The organism is Chitinophaga costaii, assembly GCF_900094705.1.
Lineage (GTDB): Bacteria > Bacteroidota > Bacteroidia > Chitinophagales > Chitinophagaceae > Chitinophaga > Chitinophaga costaii.
Map to the genome: position 1 here is coordinate 73,508 of NZ_FMAR01000012.1, position 18,692 is coordinate 92,199.

Sequence of the window (18,692 nt, forward strand, 5' to 3'; positions counted from 1 at the left end):
CCAACGGTACAGTGGGCACTGTACAAGAATATAGGGGGCGGTTATTTATCTATCCAACCCGCTTTTGCCAGTGGAAAAAATTAAGCACTTTTTAACCCCACCAGCAAAACGTAACTTTGCCCCATGCATTATGTTACGGTAGAAGGGCTCACCAAATCCTACGGCGCTGCGCCATTATTCGAAAATATCAGCTTTCACATTGAAGAAGGCGACAAAATAGCCCTGGTGGCCCTGAACGGCACCGGCAAAAGCACCCTGCTGCGCATACTCTGCGGTAAGGAAGTGCCCGACTCCGGAAAATCCTGGATACACAAAGATGTAACAGTGGTAATGCTGGAACAACAGGCCGATTTTAACCCTAACAAGTCGGTGCTGGAGAATATCTTCAATTATAGCCACCCAATTTTGCAGGCCATTAAAAATTATGAGCTGCTCACCGACGACAACCAGGAACCCGACCTGGACAAATTAACAGACGCCATAGCCCGCATGGACGAACTCAACGCCTGGCACTTCGACTCAAAGGTGAAGCAGATCCTCGGCAAACTCAATATTCACCAACTGGACCAGCCTGTGGGCAGCCTTTCGGGGGGGCAGCAGAAAAGGGTAGCCCTGGCCAAAGTGCTGATCGACATTGGTTTTGAGCATACCCATACCCTGCTCATCATGGATGAACCTACCAACCACCTGGACGTGAGTATGATTGAGTGGCTGGAAAATTACCTGGATCAAGAGCGGGTAACCTTACTGTTAGTAACCCATGACCGCTATTTCCTGGATAGTGTGTGCAACGAGATCATGGAAATAGACCGGCAGCAGCTCTTCATTTACAAAGGCAACTACGAAAACTACCTGGAAAAAAAGGCCGCCCGGGAAGAAATGGATAAGAGCAGCACGGAGAAAGCGCGTAACCAATACCGCAAGGAACTGGAATGGATGCGCAAACAGCCCAAGGCCCGTACCACCAAAAGCAAGTCCCGCATCGACGCTTTTTACGACGTAGAAAAGCGCGCCAGTCAGCGCCTGGAGCAGCAACAACTGGAGCTGAATGTGAAGATGACCCGGCTGGGTGGTAAAATCCTGGAATTAAAAAAAGTCTATAAATCTTTCGGGGATCTCCACATTCTGAAGGGGTTTGACTATACCTTCAAAAAAGGTGAACGGATAGGAGTAGTGGGTAAAAATGGGGTGGGTAAATCTACCTTCCTGAACATGCTCATGGGCCTGGAACCTGCGGATTCCGGTAAGATCAATGTGGGAGAAACCGTAGTTTTCGGCAACTACAGCCAGCAAGGCCTGATCGTGAAAGAAGACATGCGGGTGATTGAATTTGTGAAAAATATTGCAGAACACTTTCCGCTGGCCGATGGTACCAAGGTAAGCGCCGCCCAATTCCTGCAATTATTCTTATTTACACCAGAAAAACAATACACTTTTATATCCAAGCTCAGTGGTGGAGAAAAGCGCCGCCTGTTTCTGCTTTCCCTGCTATTCCGCAACCCCAACTTCCTGATCCTTGATGAGCCTACCAACGATTTGGATCTGCCTACCCTGAGTATCCTGGAAGACTTTCTGTTGAATTACCAGGGATGCATTCTCATCGTAAGCCACGACCGTTATTTCATGGATAAGCTGGTGGATCACCTGTTTGTTTTCGAGGGGGATGGCGTAGTACGAGATTTTCCCGGTAACTATACCCAGTACCGCGAATGGGAAAAGGACCAGGATAAGATAAAAGAAATGCCCGCACCCGTAGCCGCGGCAGCACCCACTGCTACCGCCGCGCCGGTGGCAGCGCCTCTTGCCCCGCAGAAAAAAATGTCGTTTAAAGAAAAACGGGAATTGGAATTGCTGGAAAAAGACATTGCTGACCTGGAAGCAGAAAAGAAAGGGATCGATGCTAAAATGAGCGCCGGCGACCTTCCTTATGAACAATTAGAGCCGCTTACCCGTCGCATAGGGGAGGTTATTCAGTTATTGGATGAAAAAAGCATGCGCTGGTTGGAACTGAGCGAGTAAATTACCTTGCATAAAAAAATGGTTCAGGATCAAAAAAAGTGAATCGCTTACGCATTTCAAATTTTTTGATCCTGAACCCTTGCTTTTGCAATTCATAGAACTGCTATAATCCTTGATTTAAGAAGAATTAGTCTTTTTTATCGTGAATCTGAGATTTTTTCAGATACACTCTTTTGCCTTTATCGTTTACGATAAATTTGCGATCATCTTTAGTAATGTATACCGTTTCACCATTAGGACCTTCTTTGCCCTTATATACTTTTTGCGTGATGGTGGCGGCACCCTTTACCGCGATTTCTGCGGTTTTGTTACCTACTTTTTTAGCGGTGCTGTCTACACCCTGTGCATGTGCGCCTACGGTAGCGAAAATGCCCATGCCAGCGGCTAAGAAAAAGGTTTTCCAGTTTTTTAAAGTGCTCATATGTTGTTGTTTTTTAGACATATTATTTAATTCAAGAATGGTGCCATGAAAAAATGTAGGAAAATGCCCCACATAATTAATTGACCGACAAAGACAACGGACTAACTGTTTATGCCTCCCTTACCTACCAAATGAGTACTTTACCTCGCACCCTTCCGGACACTTGTGGAACTGCAGTCCCAAGTATTCAAAGAATTGAAGAATTTCGTCTACACTGGCAAAGAATTATCTTCAATAGGAGTGTAAGCAAAAAGGCCTGTCAATCCCAAGATTGACAGGCCTTTTTGAAGTGGTGGTTCCGGCAGGGATCGAACCTGCATCAAAGGCTTCGGAAACCCTTATACTATCCATTGTACTACAGAACCGGTAGTGGAGGGCAAAAATACTGTTTCTTAAAGAGATAAACAAACCACTTTTAGTGTGGCGCAACGCCTGCATTGATCAGGTTTACGTTGCTTTTAAAGATGCCTACAGCGATGGCCAGCAGGATAACGCCAAAGAATTTACGGAGCACCATTAGTCCTGCCTTGCCCAGTATACGCTCTATAAAACTCAAAGAGCTTAACACTACAAATATGATAATAAGATTGATGATGATGCCTACGAAAATATTGTTGGGATGGATGGTGGCCTTCAGCGACATGATAGTAGTGAGGGTGCCACTGCCTGCGATCAGTGGAAATGCTATAGGGATAAGGCTTCCCGTCTTGGCATCGCTATCGGCTTTGAAAAATTCAAAACCCAGGATCATTTCCATGGCAATCACGAAAATCACGATAGAACCCGCTACGGCAAAGGAATGCTCATCTACGCTCAGTAGCTTCAGGAAAGGCTCGCCTACTAACAGGAATAATATCATCAGGAAACCAGATGCCGCTGTAGCCTTTACAGAATCTATATGACCCATTTTTTCGCGCAGCGACAGCAGTACCGGCAACGATCCCATGATGTCAATCATGGCAAACAATGTGATGGACACTGTAATGATTTGCCTGGAGTCGAATGCTATCATGATATTGGGTTTTTGCAAATATAAGATTTCCATCATCACTTATTCATCGATGCCGGCCACGCGGAAGGTATGTCCGTCGTAGTCCAGCCGGGCCATGCGGCCCCATTCTACACGGGTATCGAACGATTTTTCCAGGGGAGTGTTCATCACATAGGCCAATATACTGCGGATTACGCCACCATGTGTTACAATGGCGCTGTCCTGTCCGGCAGCAACTATTTCCAGCAGGCTTTCTATGGAGCGTGTGTACAGGTCTTTATAACTTTCTCCATTGGGAACGCGGGTATGTACGTAGTCTGTCATCCATTCCTGTAAAGCGTTTTCGCCCAAATTGTCCCAGCGCTGCATTTCCCAGTCGCCAAAATTAAGTTCCTTTAATCGATGGTCCAGCGCAATGGTTGCCGATGGGAACAGGAACTGGGCAAGGCGGTGGCAGCGTTGTAACGGGCTTGCATATACGCTAAGCGGCGCAGTGGGCAGCAAGGGCAGCAGGCGGCTGGCTTCCGTTTCAAAAGTAGGAGCCAGGTCCAGGTCTGTAAACCCATAACAGGTACCCCGGGGAATGGAAGGAGTGGTATGGCGGATTAAGTAGATGCGCATGGTACAAAAACGCAAAGATACGAAGGGATAACGGCTATACGCCGGTGAAATTTGTGTAGGTGGTTTGCTCAGATAGTGGCTGGCCACAGCACACAGCAGAGCAGGTATATTGCAATTTCGGAAGCCTGTTGCACAGCGCCCAGGCAATCGCCCGTGTAACCGCCTATCCATTTACGCATGAGCCTCACTAAGTAACCTCTTACCAGCACCAGGGCTACCAGCCATCCACCGCAAAGTGCGCCCACCCTTGTCCAGCTAAATGGCGTCCACCAGTATAGCGACAGCAGGGGCAATATGGCGAAAAGGCCTGCCAGCAACAAGTCGCTGCTGTCAATGCCTTTAGACACGGGTTTGGCTTTGGCGTCTTCATTTTCCCGCGCGTAGTTATCGGTATAGATCACCGTTACGGCTACAAAGCGGCTCAGCGGGTGTGCTATACACAATGCCAGCATGGCATGGGGAAGGCCCAGGCTGTACAGGCAGAAAAATTTCAGGAGCATAACCAGCAGCAGTCCCACCATGCCGTAAGTGCCGATGCGACTGTCTTTCATGATGTCCAGTATCTTTTCTTTCGTCCACCCACCGCCAAAACCGTCGCAGCAATCGGCAAAGCCATCTTCATGAAATGCGCCGGTAAGCCATACAGAGAACGCCATACTAAGCAGCAGGGCCACCGGGTAAGGCAATGCCCATGAAAACAGGTACAGCGCCAGCACGCATGCCCCTCCTATAATCCAGCCGATAAGGGGTAAATATTTTGTAGCGAGATTGAGTGTCTCCGCAGCATGATTAATCCTTTCAGGCACGCGGATGCGTGTGTAAAACATTACGGCGGTGAGCAATAGCTGCCATTGTTTTTTCATAGTTGTCTATACGGGAATACCCGTCTTTCCTAAGCCTGCGTAGAACGGTCCGACACGCCTGCCTGCGTGAAGGTAGCCATGTGGTTTAAAAAACCAATGGCGGATTGTAGCAAGGGCATGGCCAGCGCAGCGCCGGTACCTTCACCCAGTCGCAGGTCCAGCAGGAGCAGGGGCTGTGCACCCAGGTAGTCCAGCATGGCGCGATGCCCTTTTTCATGCGAGCCGTGGGCAAAGACGCAATAATCCAACACCGCAGGCTGCGCCTTGAAGGCTACCAATAAAGCGGCCGTAACGATAAACCCATCTATCACCACTATCATACGGAGGGCGGCTGCCTGTAGAATGGCACCGCAGATCATGGCTATTTCAAAACCGCCGTAGGTAGCCAGTATGTCCAATGCATCGGTGGGTACACCATGTTTATCTAGCGCCTGTTGTAAGGTTTTTTTCTTTAACTCCAACTGTGCTGCATGGCTGCCGGTACCAGCACCTACACAGTCTTCCAGCGGGATGCCGGTAATGCAGTGCATGATCAGGGCCGCGGAAGCAGAGTTGCCAATGCCCATTTCCCCAAAACCAATCACGTTACAGCCAGCAGCTTGTTTTTCGCGTACCAGTGCGGCACCGGCTTCCAGGGCTTCATTACAGGCGCTTTCCGTCATGGCCTTGCCCAATAGATAGTTCTGAGTACCCCTGGCTACTTTTCGGTCTACCAGGTCGGCGTGTGGAGCAAAGTCGTGGTTTACCCCTGCATCTACCACGCAAAGCCCGAGGTTGTGCACCGCACAAAAGATATTAATAGCAGCCCCCCCGTTTAAAAAATTATACACCATCTGGGCGGTAACGGCTTGTGGGTAAGGGTTTACAAGCCCTAGTTCCGCCACGCCATGATCGCCAGCAAATACGATGATGCCCGGTTTGTGCATCATAGGGTGCAGGCTTTGCTGGATAAGTCCTGCTTGCAGGGCCAGCGCTTCCAGGCGTCCCAGAGAGCCGGGTGGTTTTGTTTTCTGATCTATTTTCTGCTGAAGCTCCGCCTGTAAAGATTTGTCCAGGGCGGGAATGCGTAAGGTAGATAACATACGGGATCATTTATTTAATGGTCATAGGCAAGCCGGAAACCATGAGTATCACTTTATCCGCCAGGCGGGCTATAAACTGGTTAGTCCAGCCCTGAAGATCGGTGAACTTACGTCCTGCTTCGCTTTCTGCGTGTATGCCCATGCCAATTTCATTGGTTACAAAAATAAAGTGTCCTTGCATCTTTTGCATGTTTAATATTTCTGTCTGGATGGCTTGCAGGGCGAGAGTGGTGTCGTACTGGTGTTTTACAAAAAGGTTGGTAAGCCACAGGGTTATGCAATCTATCACTACCACCTTGCCTTGAATGGGTAAAGTACTTACCCGTTCCTGCTCTTCGAAGGTGGTCCATTCCGGGCCGCGCTCCTGCTGGTGATGGCGTACCCGTTGTTCAAAATCCTGGTCCCAGATGCGCGCCGTGGCCACGTATATGGGATGTGTGGAGAGCTGTAGGGCCAGTTCCTGTGCATGGCGGCTCTTCCCGGATCGGGCCCCACCAGTAATAAGATAAAGCATAGCGAAAAATACGAAAAAAAGCTGCCAGCAGGAAAATATAGCTGGCAGCTTTACACCATGACAACGTTCGAAAACGGATATATATTTAATCAGCAGTAAGCTAGGATGCTACCAGCGTTTCATCCAGGGCCTGGCATTTGGCCTGCAACTGGGCTGGTAGCTGGAATAGCGTAGGGTGGAAAAGAGCCGCCAGCAATGTGATCCCTTCTACCAGCGTACTAGCACTGGGTTGGGTAAACAAGTCGTAATCGGCCAGGAAAACGGCCTTATTTTTTACGGCTTGTAGCTGTTGCCAGCCCTCGCGGTTGCGTAGCAGGTGCAGCTCTTCCCGGGAGCGTTTTACCGTAAAGCCGCAGGGGGCAATCACCAATACTTCCGGATCGTAGCGCACTATTTTTTCCCATGGCGTGACGATAGCATCGCCAGCGGGATTGGAAAGCATATCTACCCCGCCGGCCTGCGCCACCTGGAAGGGAATCCAATGCCCGCAATTGTATATGGGGGCCATCCATTCCAGGAGCATTACCCGTTTAAGGGGCGCACGGTGGGTACGCAACGTATCCAGGATAATATCCGTGCGCCGGGTAAGACCAGCCAGGTAGCGGTAAGCGGCTTCTTCCCGGGCCAAGGCCGTAGCAATAGTGATGGCGCATTGGAATACATCCTCCAGATTATTGGGCGTGAGGGCCACCAGCAGGGGTTGTTTGGCCAGGTTATGTACCGCCTGTTGTGTGCAGGCCGTATCGATCTGGCATACTTCGCAAACATCCTGTGTGAAGATTACGTCTGGCGCCAATTGTGCCAGCAACGGCTCATCCACGTAATACAAACTTTTGCCCTGGGCCTTCGATGCGGAGAAGATACGGTCTATCTCCTGGCTGGAATAATCATGTCCTTCCAGCACGCAGCGCACCACCTTGGGATGTTGTGCCAGGGCAGGTGCGGGACATTCAAATGTAACGCCATGCAGGAGGTCTTGCAAACCCATGTCGTAGATCATCTGCGTAGCAGCAGGAAGAAAAGATACGGCGATCATACACAACCCTTGAAGGTAAAAAACGACCGGCTACAAATCGTATGTAGCCAGCCATTACATCGCTTAGCGCAGGAAAGCTATTTTGCTGGCAAAGGATGCATAATCCGGCAGTTCGAAGCTGAACTTAGTTTTGCCATTGGCATCGAAGCAGGTCACTTTGGCCGAAGAGGAAGTGAAGCTTAAGGCATCGATTACATATACATCACCAGTGGCTTCGTCGGTAGTAATACCGTAGTAAAAATGAATGGCCGTGCCGTCGGTAATAAAGTTGCGGTTAATAACTTTAGCATGCTCTACATCGTACGTGATGATGTTTTGTTTAGAATCATCTAAGTAAGTGGTTTTGTAGAGATAGGCCTTGTTATAATAAATAGCCATGTTGTCTGCCTGCACAGTGGTATCGTTGCTTTGCAACTGATCGTTCTGCAGGTTGATGGTGGACAGGGAAGACGGGATGGTTGCATAATCGCCTGCACATACAACATACAAGTGATGGTATTGGTCTGCCAATACCGGTCCGGGATTAGACCCTACTGTAATAGTTTTCAGCTCCTGCAACGTACCCAGGTCCAGAATAGATAAAATGGTCTGGCCGGTATTGGGGTATACACCCGGTACGCTGATGTAAGCTTTGTTGTTTGTAATGGCAATTCCCTCGCAGCCTACACGGGTATCCGCATATTGGATGATAGCGTTAGAGGCAGTATCTATGACCAGTAGTTTACCAACGTAGGTGGTTACGTAAGCCTTTCCATTGGCAAAGGCAATGCGGCGGGGCTGGTAGCCGTCAGGAAAGCTGGCGTCTTTCAGGTCAATATGTTTGATGGATTTTACAGTATGAGCATCCAGGATTTCTATGGAGTTAGAATTATTCACAACAATGTACATCTTGCTACCATAAATTCCCAGATCGTTTGCCACATCTCCCAGATCGCGGTTGTTCGCGGTCTTGAAAATATTGGTATTTACTTGTTGGGTCTTCACATTATAAAACGAAAGATTCGCATTATTGCTGTTAAATGATCCTTCCGTAAGGATATAGAGCCCAGTGGCAGAATCGGCCTTCGGCGGCTGTACAGTTACATCATTTTTCTTACAGGCATATAGTAAGGTGGTTATGGCCACCGCCAGCAGGTATATTTTTTTGTTCATGTATGGGTGTTTTTTAAGTAAATTTTTTTGTTAATAGTTCCATTGAATGCCAAGCTGGTAGCTTCTTCCCGGCATGGGAAAATTGCGGATAATAGCATAGCGTTTATTGGTAAAATTGTCCAGCGCAGCCATCACCTTCCAGTGTTCCAGAAAGTGGTAAGCCGCGTTGAGATCGTGTACGGCAAATCCTTCCATATAATTAGAGGGTGTATTATCGCCGAGCGCGTAGCGGTAGCCTGCATAGAGCAGGTTATAGTTGAACGTAAAGCCTTTCTTTTCCACCCCGGCCATCAGCCCGCCGGTATTGCGTGGGGTGTAGGGCAATTGATCTTTGTACTGCGGCGTACCAGGTTGGGTAACATCGAGCACCTGCTGATAGGTATAATTGGCAGCGGCGGAAAATACCCATCCCTGCCAGGGTTGCAGCGATAGTTGGGCATTTACATCCACCCCGGTAATGTGTACCTGGCCGAAATTCAGCACACTGTAGGCATAAGCATTTTTGCCGGGCAGGGTTATAATTTTGTTTTTCACCTCATTGTAATAACCATCTGCGCTCAGGCTCAGCAGGGATAATACCTGGGAGAAGCTGCGTTGCCAGGTAGCACCCAGGTTATATTGGGTGGCATATTCTGGCTTCAGGGTAGGATTGCCAAAAGTGCTGTAATACAGTTCGTCGAATGTGGGGGCGCGGAATATTTGCTTGTAAAAAGCCCGCAGCCGCAAATCGTTTCCACTGAAGGGTTTCCAGCTAAGGCTTAGCGCCGGCGTGAGCAAATTATGGTGCTGCGCCGTGCTGCCCGTTTGTACGGATTCATTGAGAATATTGCTTAGTATATTACCCTGTACTTCTAGCGCCTGACTGCGATAGCGGGCGGTAAATGCATTGAGAAAGGTAAAACGCTCGGGAAAGGCATAGGCCTTCACGTTGGCATTCAGCTTATCGTATAGGCCATCACTGGCATAGGCCAGGATAAAATGCTTGCCCAGGCTACGTTCCAGCACAGCAGAGAAATAGCCCTCATAACTGTTGTAGTGGTTGTCTTGCAGGCCGGCTCCATTGCCCAGCCCCGGATCTAAATAACGGGTATGTGTATACGAAAACTTACCATTTAGTTTCAGTTGCCAGTTTTCGCGGAATGGTTTGTAATAGGTGCTTTGCACAAACGCCTGCCGGTTCCACAAATGATCGCGGCTGGGCGGGCTGTATAAAATATCGGCACCCGGTAGTTGTTGGGAATCGTCGTAGTAGTAAACCTTTACCTGCAAGGTAGACGCGTTGCTCCAGGCGAAACGATTGTCTTGTTCCAGCCGCAGGCTGCGCAGACCAGCATTTTCACGGCGCTGCTTTTCGGTGGCAATACCATTGTCGGTAATGAAGGGATAGTTGCCCTTGGTGCTGCGGTAGTCTGCATTGAAGGAAGCCGTATAACGCTTCGATGCTTTATAATGAACGGTGAGGGCAGGATTAATATACCCAAAGGAGCCGCTCTTTATGCGTGTCTGGACCTGCAAAGGCTGCCGCCCGTCTGGCGCCAGGGAAGCGGTGGTGAGTACCAGTGCAGCCCCATAGCTATAGTTACGGGCCGGTGAAAGCAGGTCTGTGGGTTGGGCATTGTATAAGGCCATCTGGGCGAGGTTATCTGCTGAGTATTTCCCTAAATCGATCTGCCCACTTTGTATATCACTGATGGCCATTCCATCATAAATTACCCCGGTATGATTGGCGCCCAGGCTGCGAACAGACACGGTTTTGAGTCCACCCAGGCCACCGTAATCCCGTACTATTACACCGGAAAAATGCTTAGCGGCGTCTGCTACCGAAAGACTGTTCAGTTGTGTTAACTGTTGCTTATCCAAAAGCTGCACGGGCATGGTAGCGCGCAAGGAGGTATCGGCCAGGCGGCTGGTTACTTCCACGCCCTGCAGGTGCCGGCTGCTATCACGGAACACTTGCTGCCCTTTGGCCCGCCCGCATAGAAGCAGTCCCGCACTGCAAAGGGCAATGCGGCACATATGATAATGATAACGGTAAGGCGGGCGATAATACATAAACGCTCTAAAATCCGGTACAGGAATCTGCCTGTACCGGATCATGATTTACAATAACCGCCTGGGGAAGCAATGCAGATAAAAAACCGGAAAGCCAGGAAACCCGGCCGGCTGGTAGATGTTCTGCGCTTTTTACCCGAAAGCGGTGGAAACGGAATAACATACCGGCAGGTCTTCTGGCTTACCGCTATGTGTTGGTCGCCTTCCCGTTCATAAAACAGTGGCGTAAGGACCAACACAATTGCACACGCAGGTGCGGCGGATCACAGCTACGGGAATAGCTCCGGCTTAGTACCGGATTCCCTTTTAATGTTCCGGGGCCGAAAGCCTCGGAACAACCGGGTATGAGAAATGGGTGGATGAAAAAATCGGCCGCCGGGTTGCGGCAGCCGATTACTGAATTTATAGGCTTTGCTTAGCCAACACCGGGAAGCGGCGCTGCATCAGCTCAAATGTTCCAAAGAAGAAGGCGCCGTAGATAAGGTTACCGTACAGCAGGTTCAGCTCAAAAGGTATGGCCATTACCAGGCAGTGAATGAAACCGCCAAAGGTCTGTGCATACGGCTGGCTGGTACCCGGGATGGTGCCAAACTTCCAGGGGCCAATATCGGAAATGATCCAGTGGATAAACGCGGCCGCAACAGCCGCCAGCACCACGTTAGATACAGTTACTTTCTTAATAATTAACTGTCCCATAAGCACCATGCCGGCAAAGGCGAGGTAGGTAAAATACCAGCCATCGTACAGCATGCCCGTGATCATGGATGAATAGTTGGGATAGAAGAAACTATTGATCAGCACGTCACTCAGCAACAGGGTGAGCAAAGGAAACAGGTATGATTTCCATTTCTGCGCAAAGTAAGCGCCGCCAAAAAGTCCCATAGCGCCGATGGGCGAGAAATTGCTCAGCGGTGTAAGATGGCCTGCACCAGCCTTGGCAAATGCTATGCGCAATACGCCTGCTGCCAGAATAAACAGCAGCAGTACACCTACCCGGGGATTAAATTGCTTAATAGACATAATTTTTCAGAGAAAATTGTAGTAAAATAAGACTCCTGCAAACGTACAATAATTTGGACAGACGGCAAAAAGCCCTCACCGGCCCCCCCCAGCGCCGCATAAAAAAAGAGGCTGCCTCGTAAAAAGCAACCTCTTTTTATGCGGTAAGAAGCATCAGCCTGGCATCCGGGAAATATATTTATCGATCTCCTTAATCTGGGCTACAAGTTCCTTAGTGGCAGGCTTTTCGGCCTTTGCCCGGCGGAAAAAATCTTTTGCCACCTTAAACTCGCGGCGGTTCATGGCGATAGTAGTAAGCTGGAGGAGAGCAGCGGCGCGATTTTCCTTGTCTGGCAAACCCAGGCGAAGGGCTTTACGCAGGTTGGTGTCTGCCGTTTTAATGTCGTTTTTCTGGAGGGCAATGGCGCCCAACTGGAAATATTGCATGCCTTCCTGGTCTTTCAGGGGGCTGCCAGACTTAATGCTTTGGCGAATAGCGGTTTCGGCCTTATCCAGATCCTGGTTGGTCATTGCCAGGTTGCTCTGCATAAAATAATAGGCGGAGCGGATAGGCTTATATAATAAATTGGGAAATTTAATACTATTCATGATGCGCATGGCACCTTCCATATCGCCAGCTTCCACGGCGTCTTGCACCAGGCGCATGGGTCCTAGCATAAAATGCGTTACCAGGCAAATTACGGCCAGGAAGAGAATGATAGTAGCTTCCCACCAGCCGATGGTAATGCCCATCACGATACCGCCAATCAGTAAAATAATGCCCAAAGGCAGGCGATAGCGCACAAATAAGTTCAATGCTTTCATGTTCGTTTACATCAAGAGGCGCAAATATAACGCAAAATAGAAGACTTGAAGACCGGAAGAATGGATTGCAAGAAGAATTGGCCGGTATGTCCTAAATTATTTGTACATACAGGCAAAGAGAAATAGGACGGGGATAGGGAAATAATGCGATCGGGGCTAATAAAACCAGGTGTAATCATTCGGTTAATAGAAAGAGGGGTACTCATGTCCAGCTACCACGGTAGGGTAATGCATGATCTTCCAGGTTGTTCCGCACAATCTGGAGGATGGCCATTTCAACATCGTGGTAGCGGGTTTGCCTTTGCTCCTTTTTGAAGTAAGCCACTTTATCCTCGTCGGGCTTTTCCTGGGGGAAGGTGGAAAAAAGCGCCTTCAACGTGGCTACCTGCTGATGGTAATCGTCGTTTTCAATAATATAAAAAGTGTGCTTCCAATCGATCTGGTTGTCAGGTACTTTAATCTGGATAGCGGTGGCCAGGTCGTACAGGAAAGGTACTGTAGCCCAACGTTTATTCCGCAATTCGTATATCCAGGCAGATACCAGGCGTTGATCCACCTTCTTTATATTGGCCAGCGCCTTCACCGGTATCTGAAATACTTGCTCGAAAACATCCTGTACATCAATCAAAACGACTTGATCGCGTTGCTCCGCAATAATAATATTATGCATACACAAACATTAAAAATAAGGGGAAAGGGGGTGACCATTTTCACCATGCGGTATGGAGTTATTAACGTATAATAAGTGCGTTTGGTTGTAATGGTTGCCAACTATTTAAGCTGCCGGACACAGGGCCCATAAAAGCCCCAGACCGGTAAGTATGCCAATGATCCCGCCACTGCAAATTTCCCGCAGGGTGTGCCGGCCCAGCAATAATCTGGAAATTCCTACCAATACCGCAAATACAAGCATAGCCACGCCCAGGGGGTAACTATAAAACATTACCGTAAACGAGAGGAAAAAGGCCATGGCGCTGTGCAGGGAAGCTTTGATAAAAAAATTCACCCCAAAACATATTGCCATCATTCCCAATGCAAACCCTACGCCCAAGGTAAGGGGCCAGGGCTGGTGCGTTAATAGCAGGATGGCGGTGGCCAATACAAAAGCCCCGATCAGGAAAAAATAAAAAGAGGTGCGTTGCTGGCGAACCGATATGTCGAAATTGCTGTACACCCCACTGCGGGTCTTACGGTAAATAAAGAGCGTAACCGGCAGTGTAATTACGCCAATAATAATACCGGCAGCAATGATGGCCTGTCGTATGCCGTAAGCCCGGAAAGAAAGGAACAAGGCTACGAGAGAGCCAAGCAGGAGCGGATGGCCGATAACGGAAACAAAGCGGGCAAGGCGCGCAAGTGCAGGCGGCAGGGTTTTCATAGGTATCAAAATTAGGATAATCTAAATAATCAATTTATCTCATTTATAAAATCACATAGTGTCGCATAAAAAAAGGCGGTGAGAACACCGCCTTCAAAATTTTAACCATATCCTATGAAAAACCTATAACAAAGATAGGCGGAGCTGCCAAGCTACAAAGAAGGATTTCGCCAATGCTGGTTTTGACTTGGTCAGTGTAAGCATTTGGGGGGTGATAACAAACGGTTAACAAATGGATGGAGGGCTATCAACCTGCTGTAGTTGTAGCTGCCCATGGCAGTGGATTGGCGCAAAAAAGCCGCTGCCCATGAGGGTAGCGGCCTTTTTTGCAAAGTTTTTTATGTAGATTATTTTACAATAACCTGCACGTCGATGTTATTGCGGGTTGCCTTAGAGTAGGGGCATACCTGGTGAGCTTTATGGGCCAGGTCTTCCGCTACTGCCTTATCTACACCGGGAATTTCCACGGTAAGAACTACAGACAAACCAAAACCACCATCGGTGTCTTTGCCAATGCTTACTTCTGCCGTGGTATTGTTGATGCCTACGCCGCTGATCTTTTCATTGCGTATCACCATCGACAGGGCGCTGTCGAAGCAGGCAGCATATCCTGCGGCAAAAAACAATTCGGGATTAGGATAATTACCAGCAGGGCCGCCTAATTCTTTCGGCATCCTAACGTCTACATCCAGAATTCCGTTGGGGGTGGTTACATGGCCATTACGTCCGCCGGTTACCGTGGCTTTCGCCGTATACAACTTTTCCATTTGATAAATTTTTTATGATGAAGTAAATGTGAGTCTAAGTGAGTCTAATAAGTAGGTTCCAGGCTATGTAGCAATGTAGATAGCTGGCCCCGGAGGGCATTAATTTGGTCCAGGGATAAATTCATTTTATCCTGCAATGCCCCGGTTACCGTGGGTGCCTGTTCCTGCAGGGCCTTGCCTGCAGCGGTAAGGTGTACCAGCACCACGCGCTCGTCGGTGGTGTCCCGCTGGCGATGCAGCAACTGTTTTTCTTCCAGGCGCTTCAGCAGTGGGGTAAGGGTACCACTGTCCAGGTAAAGGCGTGCACCCAAATCTTTTACGCTGCGGCCATCCTGCTCCCACAGCAGCACCATTACCAGGTATTGCGGGTAGGTGATACCCAACGCATCCAACGCCGGGCGGTACACGCAGGTGAATTGCCGGGAAAGTGCGTATATGGTAAAACACAAATGATCCTCGAGTGTTAAATTTTGCATTGTACACAATTTGATTGTGTAAAATTAGTTTGTTTCATTGTACTGGCCAAATAAATTTTGAAATCGCGGCAAGAAGTTGTTGGAGAAAAATGTTGCAGCGTTATGGAATACCGGGTCATTTACCATCTTTCAGTAAATACATCTGGCTTCAACACGGCCTTTCATCCATTAAAAATCTTGTTGTTATGAAAAGATCCATGCAATTACAGGTTGATGCACCCTGCTCCCAGGAATGGGAAGGCATGCAGTCTGCCATGGGAGGCCGTTTCTGCGGGAGCTGCCAGAAAACGGTGATCGATTTTACACAAATGAGCGATGCCGACATGCTTGCTACCATTACCCGTTTGGCCGGCGGTTGCTGTGGACGCTTTGCGGCACAACAGTTAGAACGCCCGCTGGTGTTACATCCTGCACACCGCGTACCCTTCCGCATGCCTACGCTCCCAGCGGCGGTAGTGCTGGCTTCCTGGTTGCTGCTTTCCCTGCCAGACAGCCTGCATGCGCAGCAGCAAAAGCCCGTGGCCACGCAGCAGGTGAGTTGCCCGCCGGGCGTCGAACAAATGATAGTAGGGGAAGTGGTGCCTTACACAGTGATTTCAGGATGTGTAAAGAATGGGTCCAGGCCCATTGCCAATGCGACCGTGTTGCTGGGCAATACTACCAGGCAAACAAAAACAGATGCGAATGGATGCTTTAAATTGGAAATGGCTGCACTGCTGCCTGATAAGGCCTACCTGCTGGTAAAAGCAGCACCATATGCTAATAAAAAAGTAGTGATGGATGCCCAACACCCGGATAAATTCCTGGATATACAATTGCAGGACCTCCGCCCCATGGTGATGGGCAAGATGACTATCAAGACTACTACCAAAACCGTACGGTAAATGGCGTCCGTGCCGCATAAGGCCCATCCCCGCATGATGGGTATGGCTGCTATTACTACTTTAAATAACAACATATGCAAGCAGTATTGCACATTGTCAGGCCCTGTACGGCTAGTAACTATACCTGCTATATGTTGTTGGGCGGCATTACATTAGGACTACCTATCTCAAAAACGCGTCCCGCCCGCTAAAAAACGTGGCAGGAAGAAATAAGGAAACGGTATTGTCCACAGATTGCGGAAGCTAATTTAATGATCCTGCCATTATAACGGCCCACCAGCCATGCTTATAGAAAAAGCCAGGATGGATCAAATTTTGTAACGGGATAATCAATACATTCGTTTACCGCTAAAAATTCAGACCATGGCATTACCTAAGTTTATGATTGCAGATGATCCGATCACCGATCCGGATAATGAATATATCTTCCATACAGAACCGCCACGCTTTTTCGCAAAACGGGTAGAAGTAGAAGAAGACGAGGAACGTGCCTACATCGATATCGTGGAAGAACTCGATAACGTGGATGAATTTTTCAAAAACGATCCGGCCAAAAAGGAAGAATTGCTGGAGGAGCTAGAAGACTGGTACTATAGCTACCTGGAATGGCTGGAAGAAGATGATGATGAGGAGGAAGATGATTAAATTCAGTATCCCATAAAAAAAGCGGGTGTTTCACGAACGAAACACCCGCTTTTTTTATGCCTTACACTAATTTACAATCACTAATACATCACGCCACACCCAGGCTTCTGCTACGTTAGCCAGGTGAATAGTTTAAGGCCGTGCCGCCCGCAGCAGTTTGCTGCGGATACGGCTGAGCGACACAGGTGTAATGCCCAGGTAGGAAGCAATATAATGCTGTGACACAAGGCGCACCATTTCCGGATGTTTCGCTAGCAGGTACTGATAACGCTCGGTGGGTGTATCACGGATGAAGGAAGTAAATAATTGCAGGTAGTGCAGTTTCGATCAAAGAATACTTTCATCATTTGCTGCAGATATACGGCATTATGGTGTTGCTTTCGATAGATGAATACATTTTCCTTTTCAAAGAAAAATGGGCAGGTGAGCTAACAGCCCTGGCTATTGAACCACACGCGTGCAGCCTTTGATCAATAGGAATGCTTTCTGGGATATTTGCCTTCTCTGAGCATAACTACGCGACGGCAATTCCAGCTGGTGGAACATGGGAACATAACGCTCCTGCGTAGCAGTGCCCAGTCCGAAATTATGCTGAAGAGCGGATGGTAACATACAAAACGATTGAAGGAGTTAAAATAAGGAATTTGGAAAGTAGTAGAGGATGCTTATTTTAGCGTTCAAATGAATTAAATGACGTCGGTAAGCCTTATCCCTATTATGCCCATCTTATTAATCATCCTGCTAGTAAGTACTTTGGTATATCGTTGGTTGGGGGTAGCTCCGCCCCAGGGATGTGGCTGTTGACGTTATTAGAGGTTATCTGGCTGTTTTTGTATTACTGCACCACTCATCTTTATGGCCTCTTTACTTGCTTACTATTAAATTGTCTGTACCTCCTTCCTTATTATATAGCCATTTTGGACCAAGCAGTGTGTCACTATCCTTTATGATTACTTCTTTCCTTTTTTTTCAAATTGATGGCGGCTAGGAGTAAACCTATTGGTTGGTTGAAGATATATGTATCGCGCATAATGCGTATCTTTCCTTTATATCTTTCTACAGTTTTCGCTTTACTGGTCGTAGTATTTACTATTTCGCGATGGACTTTACAGGAGCCATTACCAGTTGTATTGAACGAATGCAAGGGATGGTTTTTTTTCGGAACCGAATATTAACGAGGTGGCCGGTCCCGATATAATTGTGGCAGCTGTTGTATGGAGTCTGGGATTTGAGTGGCTTTTTTATTTTTCACTGCCTTTCTTTGCCGTTCTGTTATTTAGGATCAAAACATCGATTGTTGTACTGATCCTTTCCGGTATTATTTTAATAGGATTTTTAGCAATTGTTTTTATCTTTTCTACAGGAGGTGCTTTCCGGAAATTTGCCATGTTTTTTGGCGGTATCATCGCTGCATATGCAAACCGTAACGAACGTCTGCGGGAAATTGTTTCCAGTAACTAGGCATCCGTGCTGGTAATTTTGTTACTCACAATAGTGGTTACGTTGTTCGAGAATATATATACTCCTGTTCCATATGTTTGTATGATGATAGTATTTGCTTGCTTTGCTTGTGGAAATACGTTGTTTGGAATATTGTCACATCTTGCTTCTCGGCAGTTAGGGCAAAATTCTTATAGCATTTATCTTTTGCATGGGTTGGTGCTTTCCGTTACATTCCGTTTTGTACTGGGTTTCCCGTTTTCAATTGGGTTATCTGCCTGGGGTACTGGATAGTAATTACCGCTTGAAGTGTGGTATTGGTAACACTTAGCTCAATTACTTACAGATTTATTGAATTGCCTGGAATGAATGCTGTAGTCGGTATGGGACGCAGGGTAAAGAATGCATTTTCACGTTAATAATAACTAGGTAGGTGATGTTAGAATTCTTTAAATATACAGTATGTTGAAATATTTAGGCGATGCTATCTTGAATAGATTGCAAAGGGTAACTTCCTCCGGAAAGCT

General features: G+C 47.9%; 19 protein-coding genes, 1 tRNA gene and 1 riboswitch. Of the genes, 4 read left to right on the plus strand and 16 right to left on the minus strand.

Translation table 11 applies throughout. The features are described from left to right. Nucleotides 1-123 precede the first annotated feature (123 nt). Nucleotides 124-2,019: an ABC-F family ATP-binding cassette domain-containing protein gene (locus GA0116948_RS15620; protein WP_089713908.1), complete on the plus strand. Its 1,896-nt coding sequence runs from the start codon at nt 124-126 to the stop codon at nt 2,017-2,019. A gap of 127 nt (nt 2,020-2,146) precedes the next feature. On the opposite strand, the gene GA0116948_RS15625 is transcribed toward GA0116948_RS15620, so the two are convergent. The 16 genes from GA0116948_RS15625 to GA0116948_RS15700 all read right to left on the minus strand — a co-directional run bounded on the left by GA0116948_RS15625 (nt 2,147) and on the right by GA0116948_RS15700 (nt 15,196). Then, the gene (locus tag GA0116948_RS15625; RefSeq protein WP_123891837.1) at nt 2,147-2,440 is read right to left on the minus strand and encodes a hypothetical protein; all 294 of its coding nucleotides are present in this window, start codon (nt 2,438-2,440) and stop codon (nt 2,147-2,149) included. 290 nt (nt 2,441-2,730) lie between these two features. Continuing rightward, nucleotides 2,731-2,805, minus strand: a tRNA-Arg gene (locus GA0116948_RS15630). Between the two features lie 50 nt (nt 2,806-2,855). After that, nucleotides 2,856-3,452 (minus strand): MarC family protein, encoded by a 597-nt coding sequence (locus GA0116948_RS15635; protein WP_089714025.1) that lies wholly within the window; start codon nt 3,450-3,452, stop codon nt 2,856-2,858. 39 nt (nt 3,453-3,491) lie between these two features. Beyond that, the gene (gene cobC / locus GA0116948_RS15640; RefSeq protein ID WP_165798504.1) at nt 3,492-4,052 is read right to left on the minus strand and encodes an alpha-ribazole phosphatase; all 561 of its coding nucleotides are present in this window, start codon (nt 4,050-4,052) and stop codon (nt 3,492-3,494) included. 68 nt (nt 4,053-4,120) lie between these two features. Beyond that, on the minus strand, nt 4,121-4,915 hold the full coding sequence (locus GA0116948_RS15645; protein ID WP_089713913.1) for an adenosylcobinamide-GDP ribazoletransferase: 795 nt from the start codon (nt 4,913-4,915) through the stop codon (nt 4,121-4,123). 29 nt (nt 4,916-4,944) lie between these two features. Then, complete coding sequence (gene cobT / locus GA0116948_RS15650; protein ID WP_089713915.1) at nt 4,945-5,997, minus strand: nicotinate-nucleotide--dimethylbenzimidazole phosphoribosyltransferase; 1,053 nt, start codon at nt 5,995-5,997, stop codon at nt 4,945-4,947. A gap of 10 nt (nt 5,998-6,007) precedes the next feature. Then, entirely contained in the window at nt 6,008-6,511 is a 504-nt protein-coding gene (gene cobU, locus GA0116948_RS15655; protein ID WP_089713917.1) for a bifunctional adenosylcobinamide kinase/adenosylcobinamide-phosphate guanylyltransferase, read from the minus strand. Between the two features lie 100 nt (nt 6,512-6,611). Continuing rightward, nucleotides 6,612-7,547: an ABC transporter substrate-binding protein gene (locus GA0116948_RS15660; protein WP_170876085.1), complete on the minus strand. Its 936-nt coding sequence runs from the start codon at nt 7,545-7,547 to the stop codon at nt 6,612-6,614. A 63-nt stretch (nt 7,548-7,610) separates the two neighbouring features. Next, nucleotides 7,611-8,699: a YncE family protein gene (locus GA0116948_RS15665; protein WP_089713921.1), complete on the minus strand. Its 1,089-nt coding sequence runs from the start codon at nt 8,697-8,699 to the stop codon at nt 7,611-7,613. 30 nt (nt 8,700-8,729) lie between these two features. After that, a complete protein-coding gene (locus tag GA0116948_RS15670) occupies nt 8,730-10,751 on the minus strand; it encodes a TonB-dependent receptor (RefSeq protein ID WP_170876086.1) in 2,022 nt (673 codons plus the stop codon). 150 nt (nt 10,752-10,901) lie between these two features. Further along, a riboswitch (cobalamin riboswitch) is annotated at nt 10,902-11,109 on the minus strand. Between the two features lie 44 nt (nt 11,110-11,153). Then, on the minus strand, nt 11,154-11,771 hold the full coding sequence (locus GA0116948_RS15675; RefSeq protein ID WP_089713925.1) for a DUF6580 family putative transport protein: 618 nt from the start codon (nt 11,769-11,771) through the stop codon (nt 11,154-11,156). A 153-nt stretch (nt 11,772-11,924) separates the two neighbouring features. After that, nucleotides 11,925-12,575 (minus strand): tetratricopeptide repeat protein, encoded by a 651-nt coding sequence (locus tag GA0116948_RS15680; protein ID WP_089713927.1) that lies wholly within the window; start codon nt 12,573-12,575, stop codon nt 11,925-11,927. Nucleotides 12,576-12,777: 202 nt separating this feature from the next. Next, nucleotides 12,778-13,245, minus strand: coding sequence for a hypothetical protein (locus GA0116948_RS15685; protein ID WP_089713928.1), 468 nt, complete (start codon nt 13,243-13,245; stop codon nt 12,778-12,780). A gap of 105 nt (nt 13,246-13,350) precedes the next feature. Further along, nucleotides 13,351-13,953: a phosphatase PAP2 family protein gene (locus tag GA0116948_RS15690; RefSeq protein ID WP_089713930.1), complete on the minus strand. Its 603-nt coding sequence runs from the start codon at nt 13,951-13,953 to the stop codon at nt 13,351-13,353. A 347-nt stretch (nt 13,954-14,300) separates the two neighbouring features. Beyond that, nucleotides 14,301-14,720: an organic hydroperoxide resistance protein gene (locus GA0116948_RS15695; protein ID WP_089713932.1), complete on the minus strand. Its 420-nt coding sequence runs from the start codon at nt 14,718-14,720 to the stop codon at nt 14,301-14,303. 44 nt (nt 14,721-14,764) lie between these two features. Beyond that, nucleotides 14,765-15,196 (minus strand): MarR family winged helix-turn-helix transcriptional regulator, encoded by a 432-nt coding sequence (locus GA0116948_RS15700; protein ID WP_089713934.1) that lies wholly within the window; start codon nt 15,194-15,196, stop codon nt 14,765-14,767. Nucleotides 15,197-15,381: 185 nt separating this feature from the next. Here GA0116948_RS15700 and GA0116948_RS15705 point away from each other — a divergent pair, with 185 nt between their 5' ends. From GA0116948_RS15705 to GA0116948_RS15715, 3 genes are all read left to right on the plus strand, one after another. Then, on the plus strand, nt 15,382-16,080 hold the full coding sequence (locus tag GA0116948_RS15705; protein ID WP_089713936.1) for a peptidase associated/transthyretin-like domain-containing protein: 699 nt from the start codon (nt 15,382-15,384) through the stop codon (nt 16,078-16,080). 363 nt (nt 16,081-16,443) lie between these two features. Then, the gene (locus GA0116948_RS15710; protein WP_089713938.1) at nt 16,444-16,725 is read left to right on the plus strand and encodes a hypothetical protein; all 282 of its coding nucleotides are present in this window, start codon (nt 16,444-16,446) and stop codon (nt 16,723-16,725) included. 1,179 nt (nt 16,726-17,904) lie between these two features. Next, the gene (locus tag GA0116948_RS15715; protein WP_089713940.1) at nt 17,905-18,186 is read left to right on the plus strand and encodes a hypothetical protein; all 282 of its coding nucleotides are present in this window, start codon (nt 17,905-17,907) and stop codon (nt 18,184-18,186) included. The last annotated feature ends 506 nt before the right edge of the window (nt 18,187-18,692 follow it).